The following is a 14952-nucleotide window of genomic DNA, read 5'->3' as shown; positions in this document are numbered from 1 at the left end:
ATAAAAATCGCACTAAAAAAAGCTATTTATAAGATAGCGGTCCAACAAAAAAGTACCCTCTAAAGTCAAAATCACGATTTGTACTTTTAATTGTTGCTTCAATTATTATATCGACTTTCTTTTTTGATCTGCTCACATCATCAACAAAATACATCGTTTCAGATAATTCAACTTTAAGTTCGTTTACTTTTATTCTCTTTTCATGAAAAGCCAAAGACTGTTTCATTGTTTTTGAAATGATTTCTTTTAACGTATTTTCATTCATCAGCAAATCAAAGTCGATTTCCCAGATTTTTGAACCAAACGTTTCATCAAACTTGCACTCACCAAATGTGGTAGTAGCCAGTAAAATGATCTGTTGGGCGATAGAATGCTCAATCGAGGTTTTTTCTAACTCTTTTTTTTGCATTACGCTGTTAAAATCTATTGGAAGTTTGTAAAATGCTCCTTTCATAATTTTGCTTCTTAAATATAAATCAACTTATTAGCTTGGCCTTTTTTATCTGTTTCCATTTCTTTAGAAACTCGTCTGCGTTTAATGATATGCAGTTTAACTGATGGTGTTAGTTTTAGAAATTTTTCTCTGTATAGTATATCGCCAATGAATCTTTGTCCTTTTTTCTCATCAACAACTACAAAATAGCTTATTCCCTTCTCTACTTTTAGCGTATTAATATCACCAGCAAAAAGCTGAATATTTTGTTCTCCTTTCTGAAAACTATAAGTCAGTTTATCTTGATCTAGCTTTCTGTATTTTGAAATTTCATAGGTTTCCATTTCTTCTTTTAAAGGTTCGAAGGGTATATTTTCAAAAAGAAAGTTATTGGGAGCTAAGAATTTTAAACCCAAAAAGCTCCACAATCCTTTTTTCTTTGTTTGCTGTTTATAGAAAAAAGTATCGCGGGTAACTTTATAGATTTCTTTTTCGTTTGTTTTATCATCTGTAACAATCATTTGATAAACAGGAATTTCAATTTCAGCAGGAATTTCGACATCTTTTAAATGTGTATTCAAATAAACTGATCCCACCTCTTGTTCTGAAATTGTGATATTGATACTATGCTTTTTTAAAGCAGAATCTGTTTTTACAATCACTTTCCCTTCTCCGCTTCCTGCATAGAAAACAGAACCGTCGTTATCTGTAAGTCTTAATGAAAGGTTCAATTCTGGAAATGGCATATCTTGATTTTTTATTAGAGATTATATTTGGGTTTGGTCAAATTATGTCAATCGAATTCTATTTTTTCTTTCTCACTTTATAAAGCTTTAAACAGTGTAGATAAAACCTTATATTTTGATTATCAGCTTCTGTAGGACTAAATTCATAGTCTTTTTTAAGTGTGAAAAATTTTATTGTATTGATACTATTTGACATTAATTTCTTGATGTCTCTTCGTGAAAGTTCAAGAGCTGCAGTTCCATCACAATTTACCTTGAAAGTGTTTTTGAGAATATACATTTCTCCATTTTTAAAATAGAGTTCCAGCGGCTGCTCTTGTTTTACACAGACATTATCTGTAAAAATTTTAAAGTATAAATAAATGCTGCCTCTCCTTTTTCCTAACTGAAAAACAGCGTATTCATAATCTTCGTTGTAAACACGAAGTAAAATTGGGGTCGCACTTGCAAATAACTTTCCTGAAAGCAATAAATCGTTTTGCGTAATAGGGCAACTTAAAGTATCAATTTGTTTTACTTTTTGTGCTTTAATCGAACTTGATATGGAAAACAAACCGACTAAAAGTAAAATTTTAAGTACGTTCATGAATTTGAATTATTTGGTTTGATCATTCAAAAGATCAATGTTTTGTTGAAAAAGGAAGCACAATTTTATGTGCTTCCTTTTTTTATTTACTGTACAATTATTTTTGCTCGTAATCTGTATCCCATTCTGTTCCGTCATCTCCTTTGTGTCCATCCATTTTAATAAGGAAGTTTTTAGCAGGGAAATAAGGTTTCATGTGTATATCCATATAAATTCTGTCTTTTTGAATTGGATCTTGCTCGAATCTGCGGATTTCAAAATTCTCGATCAATTTATCTGGACCTGTGATTCCGTCAAGGAAAGCCACAATCTGGTTCATAATCTCTTTACGTGTTTTAGCCGTAAAGTTTTCGAATGCACGACGATTAAGGAAATCCATTAATACTTTAGTTACATAATCAAAAACACGAACTACAGAGTAAGTCTGTAAACCTAAGTTGTCTCCGCTGAATAGTGTTTTAGCAGAAAATGCCATAACTTTTCCGTACTCGTTTACCATTGGAACCAAACCTAAGTTTTCAAGATTTGCGATTTCGCTTTTCTTAAGATCAAATTTTACTCCGTCAACTTCATTAATTCCTCCAAATTTCTTACCTGCAGTAACTTGAGACATTAATGTTTTGTAAATTTTTCCTGCTAATGCTGCAGAAGGCGCAACGTGTAAATCTTCGCTTTCTCCAATTTGATCAAATCTACCACGTCCAACAAGCCAGTTACACGTCATGATTACGTTAGAACGGTAAACATCTCCTCCTGTTAAAGAAGCAGCGTCAAACATTTCCATTACATCATCCGGTTCATCTAAGTGTTCGAAATCTGTAACCAACATTACTTTATTTTCATGCGCAATTTTTGCCCATTTTTCAATCACTTTATTAGAACCTAAATATCCAGGAATTACCAAAATTCCGTAGTTATTTTTAAGGTCTAAACGATCATAATTATCCACTAATTCTGAGTGAATTGCATCAATAAAACGTGTATTGTCAAGATCTTTTAACTGATCAAGTTCAGCATTTACAATCGTAACATTTTTTACTTTATCTGTTTCTGTATTTTTAAAGAATAAAGCTAAAGTTCTGTAAGCCGCTTCAATCTCTCTTGTATCTTCAACAGATTTTGCAAGATTTTTTTGTAACAAAGCTTCAGATTCTTTGCATTTGTCTTCACTTTGTGCTACCATGTCAGTCAAAGCTTCATTATTGCTTAAAACCGAAGTCCAAAGTTCTAATGTCTTTAAAAGCGTTTCTCTTTCTTTGGCTTTGTTTACTTCGCCTAAAAAGATTTTTCTTCTTGCTTTTCTCTCTGGATTAAGATTTTGAACTCCTTCAATCGACATTTCCAGTAAATCAAAACCACCGTATTTAGCTAGTTTTTCAACATTTTTTTCAATCGAAATTCCTTTTACTGCTTTAGGTTCTAATACCGCTGTATCAAGATCTCCTTTATATGCTTCTTTATTTGACATATCTAAAATATTTTAAGATTCTTATTTGTTCTCTTTTAACTCATTGATCAATGCTCCAAGACTTTCTAATAAAGCTTGTTTTGCTTCTCCGTCTTCTAAAGCCGCTTTTAAAATCTTATTTGATTTTAACTGACGGATAATTTTTTGATATTGATCCTTTTCTGTCTCAAGATCAGATAAAAAACTACTTTGTGTAGTAATTCCTTTTATTCCAAAATCTCCTAAATTTTTAAAGTTTAAAGCTTCTACTTTAGTAGCTCCGTCAACAGTTTCAAAATTTACTTTTACTTCTGGTTTAAAGTGTTCAAATGCTTTTTCGATACTTGTAATTCCTTCTACCAATTCAGGTTTTACTGGAGCATCAACTGTTAACTTCTGAGCAACAAGTGTTCTGTTTTGAGGGATTGCAGTGATTGCTTCATCTGCATCTATTTTTACTTCGTTACCTCCAATTCCATAATTTGACAACATAATTTAAATTTTTTAAATGATTGGTTTATTATTTTTTACTCTTATTTCTGTTTATTGATTTTGATAAATCTGACGACATACATCTAAATCTCTGCTTACTTTTTCTAATTCTTCTTTGTATGTTTTGGCCGATTGGTTCAAACTGTCTATTAAGTGAGAATTGTGCGTAAGACTTCTGATCTGCTTTTTGTAATCAATAATATTCTTGTAGGCCAGAATAACATTGTTGTATAATTTTTTATTCTCAGTCGTATCTTTTGGTACTTTCTGATAAATATTCGCAATCATAACATTTGCCAGACGCTGCTGAAAATCGTTATCTACTTTTGGTGAATTAATAGAATCGATTGTCATTCTAATACTATCGATTTTAACCGAAAAGTTAGTCTGATAATCGTATTCTCTTTTCATCATTTCATTCTCTGCTTTCAGCATTTTATTTTCTGCTACTGGCATATAAAAGTTGAACGAAACGGCAAGCAGCATAACGCAAAAAGTGAGGATAAAGGCAATTAAAAAAGCGATAAAGGCTTTCTGGCGTTCTTGTTTATTTAATACTTCCATAATTTATATTACTATTTTACTTTTTAATCTTTGATAAAGAAACCGTGACGTTTTGGATTATGAACGATATCTTTTTTATCTGTTTCTGCCACAAACAATTCGATGTTTTCTTTCTTCTTGCCTATGTAATCCAGTTTGTTTAATGTTTCAAATAACTTCTCTATTCTCGCCAAAGCGTTCATTACCAACGAAGCTGTTTTATCGATATGCACGTGATCGTAACCTGCATTAATAAGAGTGGTAAACATGATCTCCAAATCTCCCTGTGAAATATCGCACCACTCAGCAAAATAATTTAGCAACTCTTCTTTTCCTGCTCCCGATTTCGAGTCGATAAAATTCTTCATCACTCTCGCAAACGATACTACCGAGCCTAGCATTGAAGCTGGATGCTGATGCAGTGAAAACCAACGAAATTGTGTTAGAGTACTTCCCAAATAATATCCGGTATTGTCTGCCAGCTGCATTACAGTCTGCGGTAAAACTCCTGCCTGTTGCCCTCTGTTTATTTTTTGAGAAATCTGAACAGCATAAATTTCAATCTGTCCAAACGAACGGGCGATCTGCGCCTGCATGTCAACTAATTTTGGATGACACGCCACTGTCACTGATGGCGGAATATAATCTTCATCTAAAACTGTAGTGTCTCCAATAAGGACTTTACCAATTGCCAAGTAAAAACCTCCATACCCAATTCCTGAACGGAATTCTTCGGCTTTAATTAAATGCAATTTGTATTCTGGCTGTGTATACGGATATCTTGGCGGAACCTCATCTGGATCTGGCTCTCCAAAAGGGATTCTCTTTTTAGAATTAACCGATATACAGGCTAATAAAACCAATTGTTCTCCGTCTTTTATTTCATAAGTATCTTCTGGATACGGAACCTGAAGATCTAATGTGTCGGTATTGCTTTTACTGATTTCGATTCTTGATCCGTTGGGTGTTATAGCGTGACACTCTTCTACTCGAACACGAAGCAGTTTGTGATTGTCGATTCCTAAAGTAATTTTTGTGGTTTCTTTATTTTGGTTTCCAGAATCCAACAACCCATAACTTATTGGTGTGGTATGAATACCAATTGCATCATTTACCAACTCAGAAACGTTGTCCTGAATAGATAAAAAATGACTCTTATTTATCTTCATCCCATCAATCCAGTTTACGGGAAAATGACTTAATTTTTCTATCATAATTCTATTAGTTTTTATTTTGAAAATGAGAATCTTTCGTTTCTCTTTTGTTTGGTTAGATTTTGATTATTAATGTTGGATTATATTATAACAAGATTTTACGGGTTAAATAGATACAATTGTGCGCAATGAGCCAGGTTTTGAAGACCTGCTTTCTTATATTCTGTCCAATTGACTTGGCATCTTACTTAATTGAATTATCATGTATAAAATTTCAAGGATATGATTTTGAAACAAATCTTCCATTATCAAACTTCTTTATTACATCTACGGGACCTTCGGGAGAATAATTCCAATCACCATCTCTTAATCCATTGACATAAAATCCATCTTGAATTACACTTTTATCATATTCAAATGAATACCTTTTCTCAACCCAGTAACCATTTTTTAAATGATTATTTGTTTTTCCTTTCAATAGATATTTAAAAATTCCTTTTAAACCTAAAATTTCCTTTTCACCCCATTTTTCATCAACTACTTGATTGTCAAAATAATCTAAAAACATACCGTCTTTTAATTGAAAAAATAAGTTTTCGAATGGATTAGGACTTTTAAAACTAATATAAAGTTTGTCTGCTTTTATTTCAGTGATTCTCGAATACTTTACTTCAGAGTTTAATTCTTCATAAACTATCATACTATTATATTCGACATTCAAATTTTCATTTACCAATAAAATACACTTAAAATCAGCATCTTCATAATCTATTTTTATAAAATATGATTTAATTTTAGTTGCATTAATTTCAAAAAATTTATAATCATAAAATTGCAATAGAGTATCATTACTTGAAACAAAAATATCGAACATATAGGGTCTCTCTATTTGTCTCTCTAAGGAATTTTTCAATATGCTTTTTAATTCCTTAATCTTATTCAATTCCTTAATCTTCTCACCAATGGCACTTTTATCTATCGAATCTACTGAATAATTTTCTTGAGTTAACTTTTCGACTTTTACATCATTATTTGATGAATCTTTTGACTTAATATTGGTTTCGGATTTACAATTTTGAAATTGAATAAAAAAAACCAAGTATAATAAGTATTTCATTTTAAATTTCTTTTAATGTTGGCGAATATCCTTGTATATGTAGATGGTCGTTATGATCATTATCTATGTCATTAGTACATTTATTATTCTAATGTTTTCTTTTCTTTCCTAAGATCTATTATAAAAAAAACTTCATTTAGGTTTAGGTTTTATGTGATAAGACATTTAGTAGTATTATCACATTTTATAAATTCAGTTTTTTTTCGACATAAACATATTTTAAATCACTTTTCAAATCAGGGCTAGCTGTTGAATATTTAGCTATTTTATCTTTTTTAAACTTAAATACTAATGTTCCGTTACTTAAAAAAATACTTAAAAAATCTTTTATCTGAGTTATTTCTGAATTTGATCTAGGTTCTTTAATGTAAAATTTATCAACTAAATCATTTTTATTTAATATTATTAAATAATACCAATTTGTACCAATATCTGCTAAAGCTTCAATGATAATTATTTCTATATCTTTATTCATGCTAGATTCATAAGAATATATAGAAAAACCAGGCCCTTCATAATTTGTTCCAGATAAATCAACATCGGTAATTCCAAAGTCTTTTTTTGTTAGCATAAAGCTATTATCTGTCTTATAGGTTAGCCTTGTATCAAAACATATGTAAGATTTTTCAGAAGCGTCTTCTTTAAAAGAGTGTATGATGTCAAATGAAATCTCTTTTTTTACATGAATACTATCCTTTTTTTCAGCAATTGAAGAGACCTTTGTAGAATCATCCAGTTTAATAATTACTTCATTTTTTTTTGAGTAAGATTGGTTCTCCTGCTTACAACCATTTACTATTATTCCAAAAAGTATAAATGATTTTAAAAAAGTTTTGTACATGCAATTTTTCATTTTTTTTTCATTTAATTCCCTCAGCTAACAAAAGCATTGCGCTTTTGCTAGCTAGGGCTTTTCTTTTCAATATGTCAAGAAGCTTAAATATATATTCACTTAAAAACTATTCTTCACATTTTTTTAAACGATTGGATTTTATCATCGCTTTATAATTTTCCCATCATTTTTAATAGTAAAATTTTGCAATGAAGAAGAATTTCCTGTTTCAGTTTTAACAATCAGATTATAATCTTTATCAATTGAAAAAGTAGTCGTCTCTTTGTTTTCTTCATCTTCGGGTTCGTACCATTCTCCTTCTACATATAGATTATCAATTACCCTATTGTTCTTTATTGTGAGTAAATAATATCTGTAATCAAAATCTCCACAATCTTGGGGCACTAAAACAACGTTCACGTCTTCTCTATTAGGTAATGAGATATATCTAAGTTTTTCAGAATTACAATTATATTTTTCAATTCCACTTATAGAATTACAATCGAGAAGATTATATTTCAAAATCTTGGTATCTCTAAATATATAAGGTAATTTAATTTTACTTTCTTTAAAACAGGTTTCAGAAGACTTTATCTCTAAATTTTTATTCTTAATTAAATCAATACTAAATTTTTTAAAAGATTCTTGTGCATCGGGCAAAAGATTCTCTAAAACATTTTCATTTTTGCCTTCAGGTTGTATTTTTATTATATTATTTGAAGTATCATATTTAAAAACATAAACTTCATAATATGTGTCAGATACTTTTTCATTTAAATACATCTCAACCTTGAACTTAACTTTTATTATAGGAGCTTCTGACTGAATACTTTCTGCTGTATAATTCATAGCACATCCTGATCCACAACTTATAACAAAAGACTTATTTATGATATTTTTTGTTTCCTTTGTGTCAGATAGAATTTTAGAATTGTTAATCTTAAGGGTATTCTTTAAATTCTTAGAATCGTGGTTTGATGTATTCTCTTTGCATCCTATAATTAAGATCAATAAGAGACCTAATACTAGATTTTTACTTATTTTCATTTTTTATTGATTGATTAACTTCTAACTTAATTTCTTTTGCTTGAGAATTATATACACTAAAGCTTTACAATAAAAAACGTTAAAAATAGCATTTGTAAAATTTTCATAATTTTTTATTTTAAAATTCCCTCAGCTAACAAAAGCAAAAAACTCTTGCTAGCTGGGGCTTTTCTTTTCAATATGTCAAGGAACCTAATGTTCATTTTAAAAAACTCTCAACCTTTTATTGTATAATTATTTCTTATCGATTTAGAATCTTTATCATAATTAACTTTTAGAGATTATTACCAAAATAGTTTATATGTATCCATTTTAGCTTCTTTTGATTCATCAAGAAAATAAAGAGAATCCCTTTTTATGCTACCATCTTTTTTTACATCGTTATTCATGTACAAGATAATTTCAGTATCAGTTGCAAAATACTTTAGTTGCCAAATTTTATTGTTTTTTACATCCAAATATGAAAGACAAGTATAATTTGGAATTTCTTTATCAACTGTACTTCTATAGAATTCAATAGAATCCTTCTTTTTATCATTTAATAAAGTATATAGAATTATTCTATAATCATTTTTACTTTTCAAAATTTGTTTTACAAACTGATACTTTGCATTGATTACATTGGATTTTTCAAAAGATGAAAATCGGCTTTTATATAAATTATTTTGCTTTTCTAGTACTGAAGAACCATCCTGTTTAGTAATTGACTTAAAATATTTTTCCTTGCCCAAACCTATTGTTGAATCTCCTAAAAAAACATTAATTTGCTCATAATCATCATCTAAAGATTTCTCATTTGCATTCTGAGACAAAACATTACTCTTATAGTATTTGAAATTTTTCCCATTATCTGAAGATGTTTTAATTAGAAGAACATCATTTTCACCCCATGCGATTTGATAAATATTGAAATTTTCAGATATCAGACTTCTGTATTCTTTTAATTTATTCTTCTCATCAAACTTCAATATTCCTAAAAAGCTATTATTAGCTGTATAAACTTGATTATCAAAATATGCTAAATATTGCTTTTTTGAAGACGGTATTGGGTTTTCTATTCTATCATCACCAGAAGAAATTATATTTAATATTTCTCCGTTTGATTTATTCATTAACATAAATTGACTGAAATCTAAACTTTCACTAACCGAATTTCTAGAAAATGCATACATATTTAAAGTTGGATAAAATCCTAAAAAATCATACCAGTTAACTGCACTACCATTTGATTCTACTTTCTTTTCTCTTCTTAACTGAACAATTTTATCATTCGTTTCTACACTATAATATTTTGTATCATAATTTAGAGGAATTTGGATAAGAGATTTTTTTGTTACACTTAATCTCTTGTATTCACTAATAGAAATTTCCTCAATATCTAATTTTGGGAGAGCCTCATATTTATCAGAGAAACCAACTGATTTCTGTTCTATCTTATCAATATTTATAATTGTTTTACTATTACTGTCTTTTTTCTGACAATTAATAAAGTTTAAAAACAGTATTGATATAAGTAATAAGTTTATTTTTTTCATTCTTTTATTATTTTTATAAATTCCCTCAGCTAGCAAAAGTCTAAAACTCTTGCTAGCTGGGGCTTTTCTTTTCAATATGTCAAGGAACCTTGTTATATATCAATATTTGATTTAAACTTTTAGCCTATAATCTCTTTCAAGATTACTTACTTTGTAGATCTTCTAAAAATGTTGGACTAACATTTTCTAGTTTTACAATACCAAAATCTTTTTTAAACCATTTTTTACTTGGAATATTCTCGTCAGGATTATTTTTACTTGTATACTCAATACTATATTGATGAAGATAAAATACTTTATTTTCATATTTAAAGGTTAAATATTCATAAGTAGAATAATCGCTATTGTTCCCGTGTTGCTCTATTGTAAAAAAATTATTTTTAAAGACTATCTTTTCAAATGCAGAATATGGAGAGTTCTTTTTAGCTAGTCTTACTATATTTTGTGTCTCAACTTTATTTTGTTCTCCAGCTATGACTAAAAAACCATAATTAAAATAACCTTCTTCTTCTTCATTAGAAGAGATAATTGAATCGTATAAAACTATTTTCAGTTTTTCCATTGGAGTCGGGCTAAAATACCAAGAATCAATCTCTTTTGTCTTTTCACTTATTTTTACAGAATCATATGAAAGGAGGTTTGAGTCTATAGTTTCTTTACTATCTACGCTTTCTATTGTACTTTTTTTCTTTTCAGAAGTTTCTTTTAAACCTTCGTTTTTTTTACAGCTAATAAAAAAACTAACTAAAAATAAAAGCATAAAACCATTAATGTTTCGAATCATAATTTCCATTTTTTTTATCCCTCAGCTAACAAAAGTCTATAACTTCTGCTAGCTGGGGCTTTTCTTTTCAATATGTCAAGGAGCTTAAATACCTATAATCAAATTTTTAATATTTTACCTGATTCATTAATTTTATAATTAATCACCGTCTCCGATTTAACTTTTCCTTTTACTTGCTCTATTGTTTTCACTTGTATGATATAATTTTTATCAATACTAAAGTTTGTCAATTCTACATTTTCAGGATTTTCAGGATCGTATAATTCACCTTCAACATATAAGTTTGAAACAACGCTATTATCTTTTATCGTCAATAAGAAAAATCTGTATGGATTATCTCCACAATCCAGAGGAACCATAATAAAATTAACGCCTTTAAATTCAGGTAAAACAATAAATCTCAACATTTTACCATCACAAGAAAAATCCTCAAGTCCTTTAACTTTACTTATTTCCATTTCCTTATATGATACGTTTTTAATGTCAATTTTCTCACTATAAGGCAATTGTATATTCGTTGTTTTTATATCATTATCAATTGTTTCAGATACATCTTCATTTGGAATGAAACAGTAATAGCCTTTATCATAAAAAAACAAATGATTATCCACAATAAACATGTTATTGAATGGGAATAGACATCCTTTTTCTGCTAGATCACCGTAAATATTAGATATTTCAATTATATCATTGCCGAAATTAAAATTATAATCTTTTACTAGTTGCTCTCTATTCAGATTTCCATTCTTTGCACTTTTAAAATATTCTGTAAATGTGCTTTTTTTCTGTAATATTTCTCCACTACAAATTAGCTTATTCCCGTTTATAACTTTAATAGAATCAGCACTAATAGAAATTCGAATATCTTTATATGTACTATTATTATTTTGAGAAGAAAAAAACCAAGTTTTGTATTGTGAATTTTCTTTACTACCTACACTTTCTATTGTATTTTTTTTCTTTACAGAAGTTTCTTTTAAGTCTTCGTTTTTTTTACAACTAATAAAAAAACTAACTAAAAATAAAAGTATAAAACCATTAATGTTTCGAATCATAATTTCCATTTATAAATATTTCATAATTTTGTTGTCTCCTTTTTTTGTTCTCTATATCAAGGAACTCTTTTGCTGCCTCTTCGTATTTCTCCTCTAATAAATTTTTATAAAGTTTAGGTGCTTTATTCAAACTTAAAAAATAAGGGCCACAATTAAATAAAAGATCGACTAGAGCATCAAATTCTCTTTGATACAATTTTACAGTAACATCTTTTTGAACAGCTTTTTCAAATACTTTTAAATCTTTTCTAAAAAGCTCTTTTGCTTGTTCTTCCGAAATTCCATTTTTAAATTCGTCTGGAATTGTAATTTGTTCACATTTTTTCTTTTCGATCAAATGCCCATATCCGATAGTACAAAAATCTTTAGAATCATTATAAGGCATTCTTTTATACTTCTCCCAATCTTTCATAAATTTAATTAGTTCATCACTCGCTTTTAATGTTTTAGGATCTACCCTGTTTTTCTCAGAAGTTGATTTTGAACTATTTGAATTGTTAGATATTAAAACTGCTTTACAATTACATGTATTTAAATACCCCGATTCTTTAGCCACTTCGACTATACTTTTACCGTTTAGAGCATTTAAACTTTTGCAAAAATATTTATCTTCAAGATATTGACTATCAAATTGTCTCACATCAACATGTAACCAACTAAACGTGTAATCATATCTTAAAGATCCATCTGGATAATATAATAGATCAATAGGCTCAGTAGAAAAAAGATTGCTATCAGGCCAATTCTTTTGAGCTCCTAAATATTTTATATAAAATTCATCTCGAATATCCCTTAATTTTTGCAAATTTGCTCTTACAGGCCCTCTAATTTCAGTACCGCTCTTGCTAAATTGTATATCAATCGCTTTTCCTTGGTGATTAGTGGTTTTATAGTTTTTAAATCGACATCTATACCCAGATGTCACTTGATCCATTGTGTAAACAGTCTGTTTACTAAAATAAAACTGCAATGCTTTAACACCAAATAATAAGGATCTATGAATACCAGGATATTCATAATTGTGATTTGCTTCATTATGTGGTGAGTCTTTATAAGTTGATTTTCCTGTATGATCTCCAAACCCGCTACACAAATTAGTTTCTCTTATACGTCTCAATTTACTTGTGGTAATCTGCCCTTTTTTACTACAATCGCATTTCATTTGATTCCAAAATCTTGTTGTAATATCAAATTTTTTAGAAAAATCATCTATTGCTAAAAGAACATTTCCACATACTTTACCTGTTTCAGGAACCTTCATATAATCACGCTGAAATTGCTTGATCATTTTTTCTGTTCTATCTGTAAATTTATCGGTAGGAACATTTCCTCCAAATCCAGCCAACCGAATGTTTATTTCTCTTATAAGCTCACTAGCAGGAGAATTTTTATTAATACAATGCTTCTCGCCACAATTTTTTCCGTCATTTTTATCACCTTCACCAGTTTTCGCAACCTTATTCGTAACTTCAACAGGGTCTGGTTTAAAAACTTTAGCATCTACGTCAACTACTTCACTTTTGCTATGTATACTAGTTTGTATAACTTCAACATCAGCAAACAATTCCTGCTCTGCACCTTCTCCAGAAATTCCTCCTTTACTTCTTAATATTTTGTCTAAGTGCACAGTAATTGGAAATATATCACCAGTAATCTTAAATTTTTGATCAACTAATAAATCATTACTTAAATAATCTTCATCGTATAATTTAAAACGAATCTCTTTTCCAATAAGCCCTTGTGAGTCAACCCAAACGATAATTTCTTTTTCCTTATGAGTTCCTTTTATAGGCTGTTTAGCAGAGTTTGTGATATGTACTCTGGTAATTTCTGCTTTAACTTTTGGCGCTGATGAAGATCCCGTGGCTGGTGCTTTAGTTTTTGGCTGTGTCGGTTGTGGTAGAGAAGCTTTGGGTTTAGTAGGTGCTTGCTGCTGTACCGGAACTTTACCTTTAAATGGTGCTACAGGAGTTTCAAGATCATTTACGTTTACATTGTTACTTGCAATTTTATCTTTATTAAAATCTGTTGTAACATAGTATTCATGAATTTTACCCTCATCCTTACTTTTATTTGCAATTTTAGCAAAACTTGGTTTTAGCAAAAAGTCAACGTCTGCTTTACCATTTTTAACAACTCCTGAAAGTGTTTGTATTATATTTTTTTCATTTGCTTTATTATGTCCAGCACCAGCTGCGTCATCTTCCCACAATGTAACAGATACTTTGTGTTTTTCCATATGAAGACAATGAACTCTTGCTTTTAGAGTTTGCCCGTATGAAAGCGCTTTTTTTGGTTTCTGTCCGTTTTTATCAAGCAGTTCTATACTCTCTATTTTTGGTTTTTCGGCGGGATGTGTCGTTACATTAAAACGTGCCACATCTTCTCCTCTTCTTGCCAAAATACGGATGCCTTTTCTTTCTAAACTTTTTTGAAGAAAGGTATAAGAAATTCTTTTTCCTGTTTTATCATTTTCTTTTGTCTTGCGCCATCTTCCATTTTCGAGAATATATATTTCCCATTTTACAGGCTGTTCAAAACTATTACTAGAAGCTGAATTTTGAAAAGGCAGGATACTCGGTAAAAAAGTATTTACTGAATAGAATTCTTCCTTACCTACAACAGGATCCGGATTTCCAATTATTTTAAAATCTGACATACTATTTTATTTTATTTACAAATAGAATCACTCTCTTCTAAACTCTCTTGAAATTTTGATGTATTAACCAGTGGATTTAACTGGTTATTTACTTGCGGTTTAGCCTTTTTCGCATTTTGTTTGCTCCCTTCTGCTTTTTGACCGTGTTTGTCTACTTCTATACAATCTGGCCCTCCAATCGGGCAGGTTCCTTTACTATCTTCAAGCAGAATTTTTCCCTGATTGCTTAAAGTTACTTTTTCGTAAAAAGCACTCCACTTTGTAATTGTGGCCTGACAAGGTAAATAATCACCGCTTCCGTTAGGTTGCATTTTACATTTACCGAAAGTATTTTTCTCTAATGTCTGCCCAATTTCTTTATCAGTAGCAATGAGTTTTTTCTCTGCATCTTTGTCATTAGCATAATGCTTATCCTGCGATTTTACTTTTAATATATCTGTTTTTGGTTCTACGCTAAATTTACATTTTAGTGAAGCTCCCTGAACTACTATATGTTTCTCACTCATTGCCTTACCATTTATG

Annotated in this window: 15 protein-coding genes; all 15 read right to left on the bottom strand. The window is 29.6% G+C overall.

The window, feature by feature from the left end:
* Nucleotides 1-22: 22 nt before the first annotated feature.
* A complete protein-coding gene (locus tag NCC77_RS10310; RefSeq protein WP_250835493.1) occupies nt 23-454 on the bottom strand; it encodes a GPW/gp25 family protein in 432 nt (143 codons plus the stop codon).
* Nucleotides 455-465: 11 nt separating this feature from the next.
* Nucleotides 466-1179, bottom strand: a complete 714-nt coding sequence (locus NCC77_RS10305) for a hypothetical protein (RefSeq protein WP_250835492.1) — start codon at nt 1177-1179, stop codon at nt 466-468.
* Between the two features lie 58 nt (nt 1180-1237).
* Nucleotides 1238-1765 carry a hypothetical protein gene (locus NCC77_RS10300; RefSeq protein ID WP_250835491.1) on the bottom strand — a complete coding sequence of 176 codons (528 nt, stop codon included), beginning with the start codon at nt 1763-1765 and terminating at the stop codon, nt 1238-1240.
* Between the two features lie 97 nt (nt 1766-1862).
* Nucleotides 1863-3233 (bottom strand): DUF5458 family protein, encoded by a 1371-nt coding sequence (locus NCC77_RS10295; RefSeq protein ID WP_250835490.1) that lies wholly within the window; start codon nt 3231-3233, stop codon nt 1863-1865.
* A 21-nt stretch (nt 3234-3254) separates the two neighbouring features.
* A complete protein-coding gene (locus tag NCC77_RS10290) occupies nt 3255-3704 on the bottom strand; it encodes a hypothetical protein (protein WP_095930974.1) in 450 nt (149 codons plus the stop codon).
* A gap of 51 nt (nt 3705-3755) precedes the next feature.
* Entirely contained in the window at nt 3756-4268 is a 513-nt protein-coding gene (gene tssO / locus NCC77_RS10285) for a type VI secretion system TssO (RefSeq protein WP_095930975.1), read from the bottom strand.
* Nucleotides 4269-4291: 23 nt separating this feature from the next.
* The gene (locus NCC77_RS10280; RefSeq protein ID WP_250835489.1) at nt 4292-5461 is read right to left on the bottom strand and encodes a hypothetical protein; all 1170 of its coding nucleotides are present in this window, start codon (nt 5459-5461) and stop codon (nt 4292-4294) included.
* Between the two features lie 214 nt (nt 5462-5675).
* Complete coding sequence (locus tag NCC77_RS10275) at nt 5676-6518, bottom strand: hypothetical protein (RefSeq protein WP_250835488.1); 843 nt, start codon at nt 6516-6518, stop codon at nt 5676-5678.
* 184 nt (nt 6519-6702) lie between these two features.
* Nucleotides 6703-7371 (bottom strand): hypothetical protein, encoded by a 669-nt coding sequence (locus NCC77_RS10270; RefSeq protein WP_250835487.1) that lies wholly within the window; start codon nt 7369-7371, stop codon nt 6703-6705.
* 141 nt (nt 7372-7512) lie between these two features.
* Nucleotides 7513-8397 (bottom strand): hypothetical protein, encoded by an 885-nt coding sequence (locus tag NCC77_RS10265; protein ID WP_250835486.1) that lies wholly within the window; start codon nt 8395-8397, stop codon nt 7513-7515.
* Between the two features lie 284 nt (nt 8398-8681).
* Nucleotides 8682-9932, bottom strand: coding sequence for a hypothetical protein (locus tag NCC77_RS10260; RefSeq protein ID WP_250835485.1), 1251 nt, complete (start codon nt 9930-9932; stop codon nt 8682-8684).
* Between the two features lie 142 nt (nt 9933-10074).
* Entirely contained in the window at nt 10075-10725 is a 651-nt protein-coding gene (locus NCC77_RS10255; RefSeq protein WP_250835484.1) for a hypothetical protein, read from the bottom strand.
* Between the two features lie 89 nt (nt 10726-10814).
* Nucleotides 10815-11780, bottom strand: a complete 966-nt coding sequence (locus NCC77_RS10250; RefSeq protein ID WP_250835483.1) for a hypothetical protein — start codon at nt 11778-11780, stop codon at nt 10815-10817.
* Nucleotides 11755-14430, bottom strand: a complete 2676-nt coding sequence (locus NCC77_RS10245) for a glycoside hydrolase family protein (RefSeq protein WP_250835482.1) — start codon at nt 14428-14430, stop codon at nt 11755-11757. Before NCC77_RS10245 ends, NCC77_RS10250 begins: the two co-directional genes overlap by 26 nt.
* An 11-nt stretch (nt 14431-14441) precedes the next feature.
* The gene (locus NCC77_RS10240) at nt 14442-14936 is read right to left on the bottom strand and encodes a DUF4280 domain-containing protein (protein WP_250835481.1); all 495 of its coding nucleotides are present in this window, start codon (nt 14934-14936) and stop codon (nt 14442-14444) included.
* Nucleotides 14937-14952 lie beyond the last annotated feature (16 nt).

Origin of the sequence: Flavobacterium tyrosinilyticum (assembly GCF_023656565.1) — a bacterium.
Classification (GTDB): Bacteria; Bacteroidota; Bacteroidia; order Flavobacteriales; family Flavobacteriaceae; genus Flavobacterium; species Flavobacterium tyrosinilyticum.
This window is presented reverse-complemented; position numbering and strand designations above follow the sequence as displayed.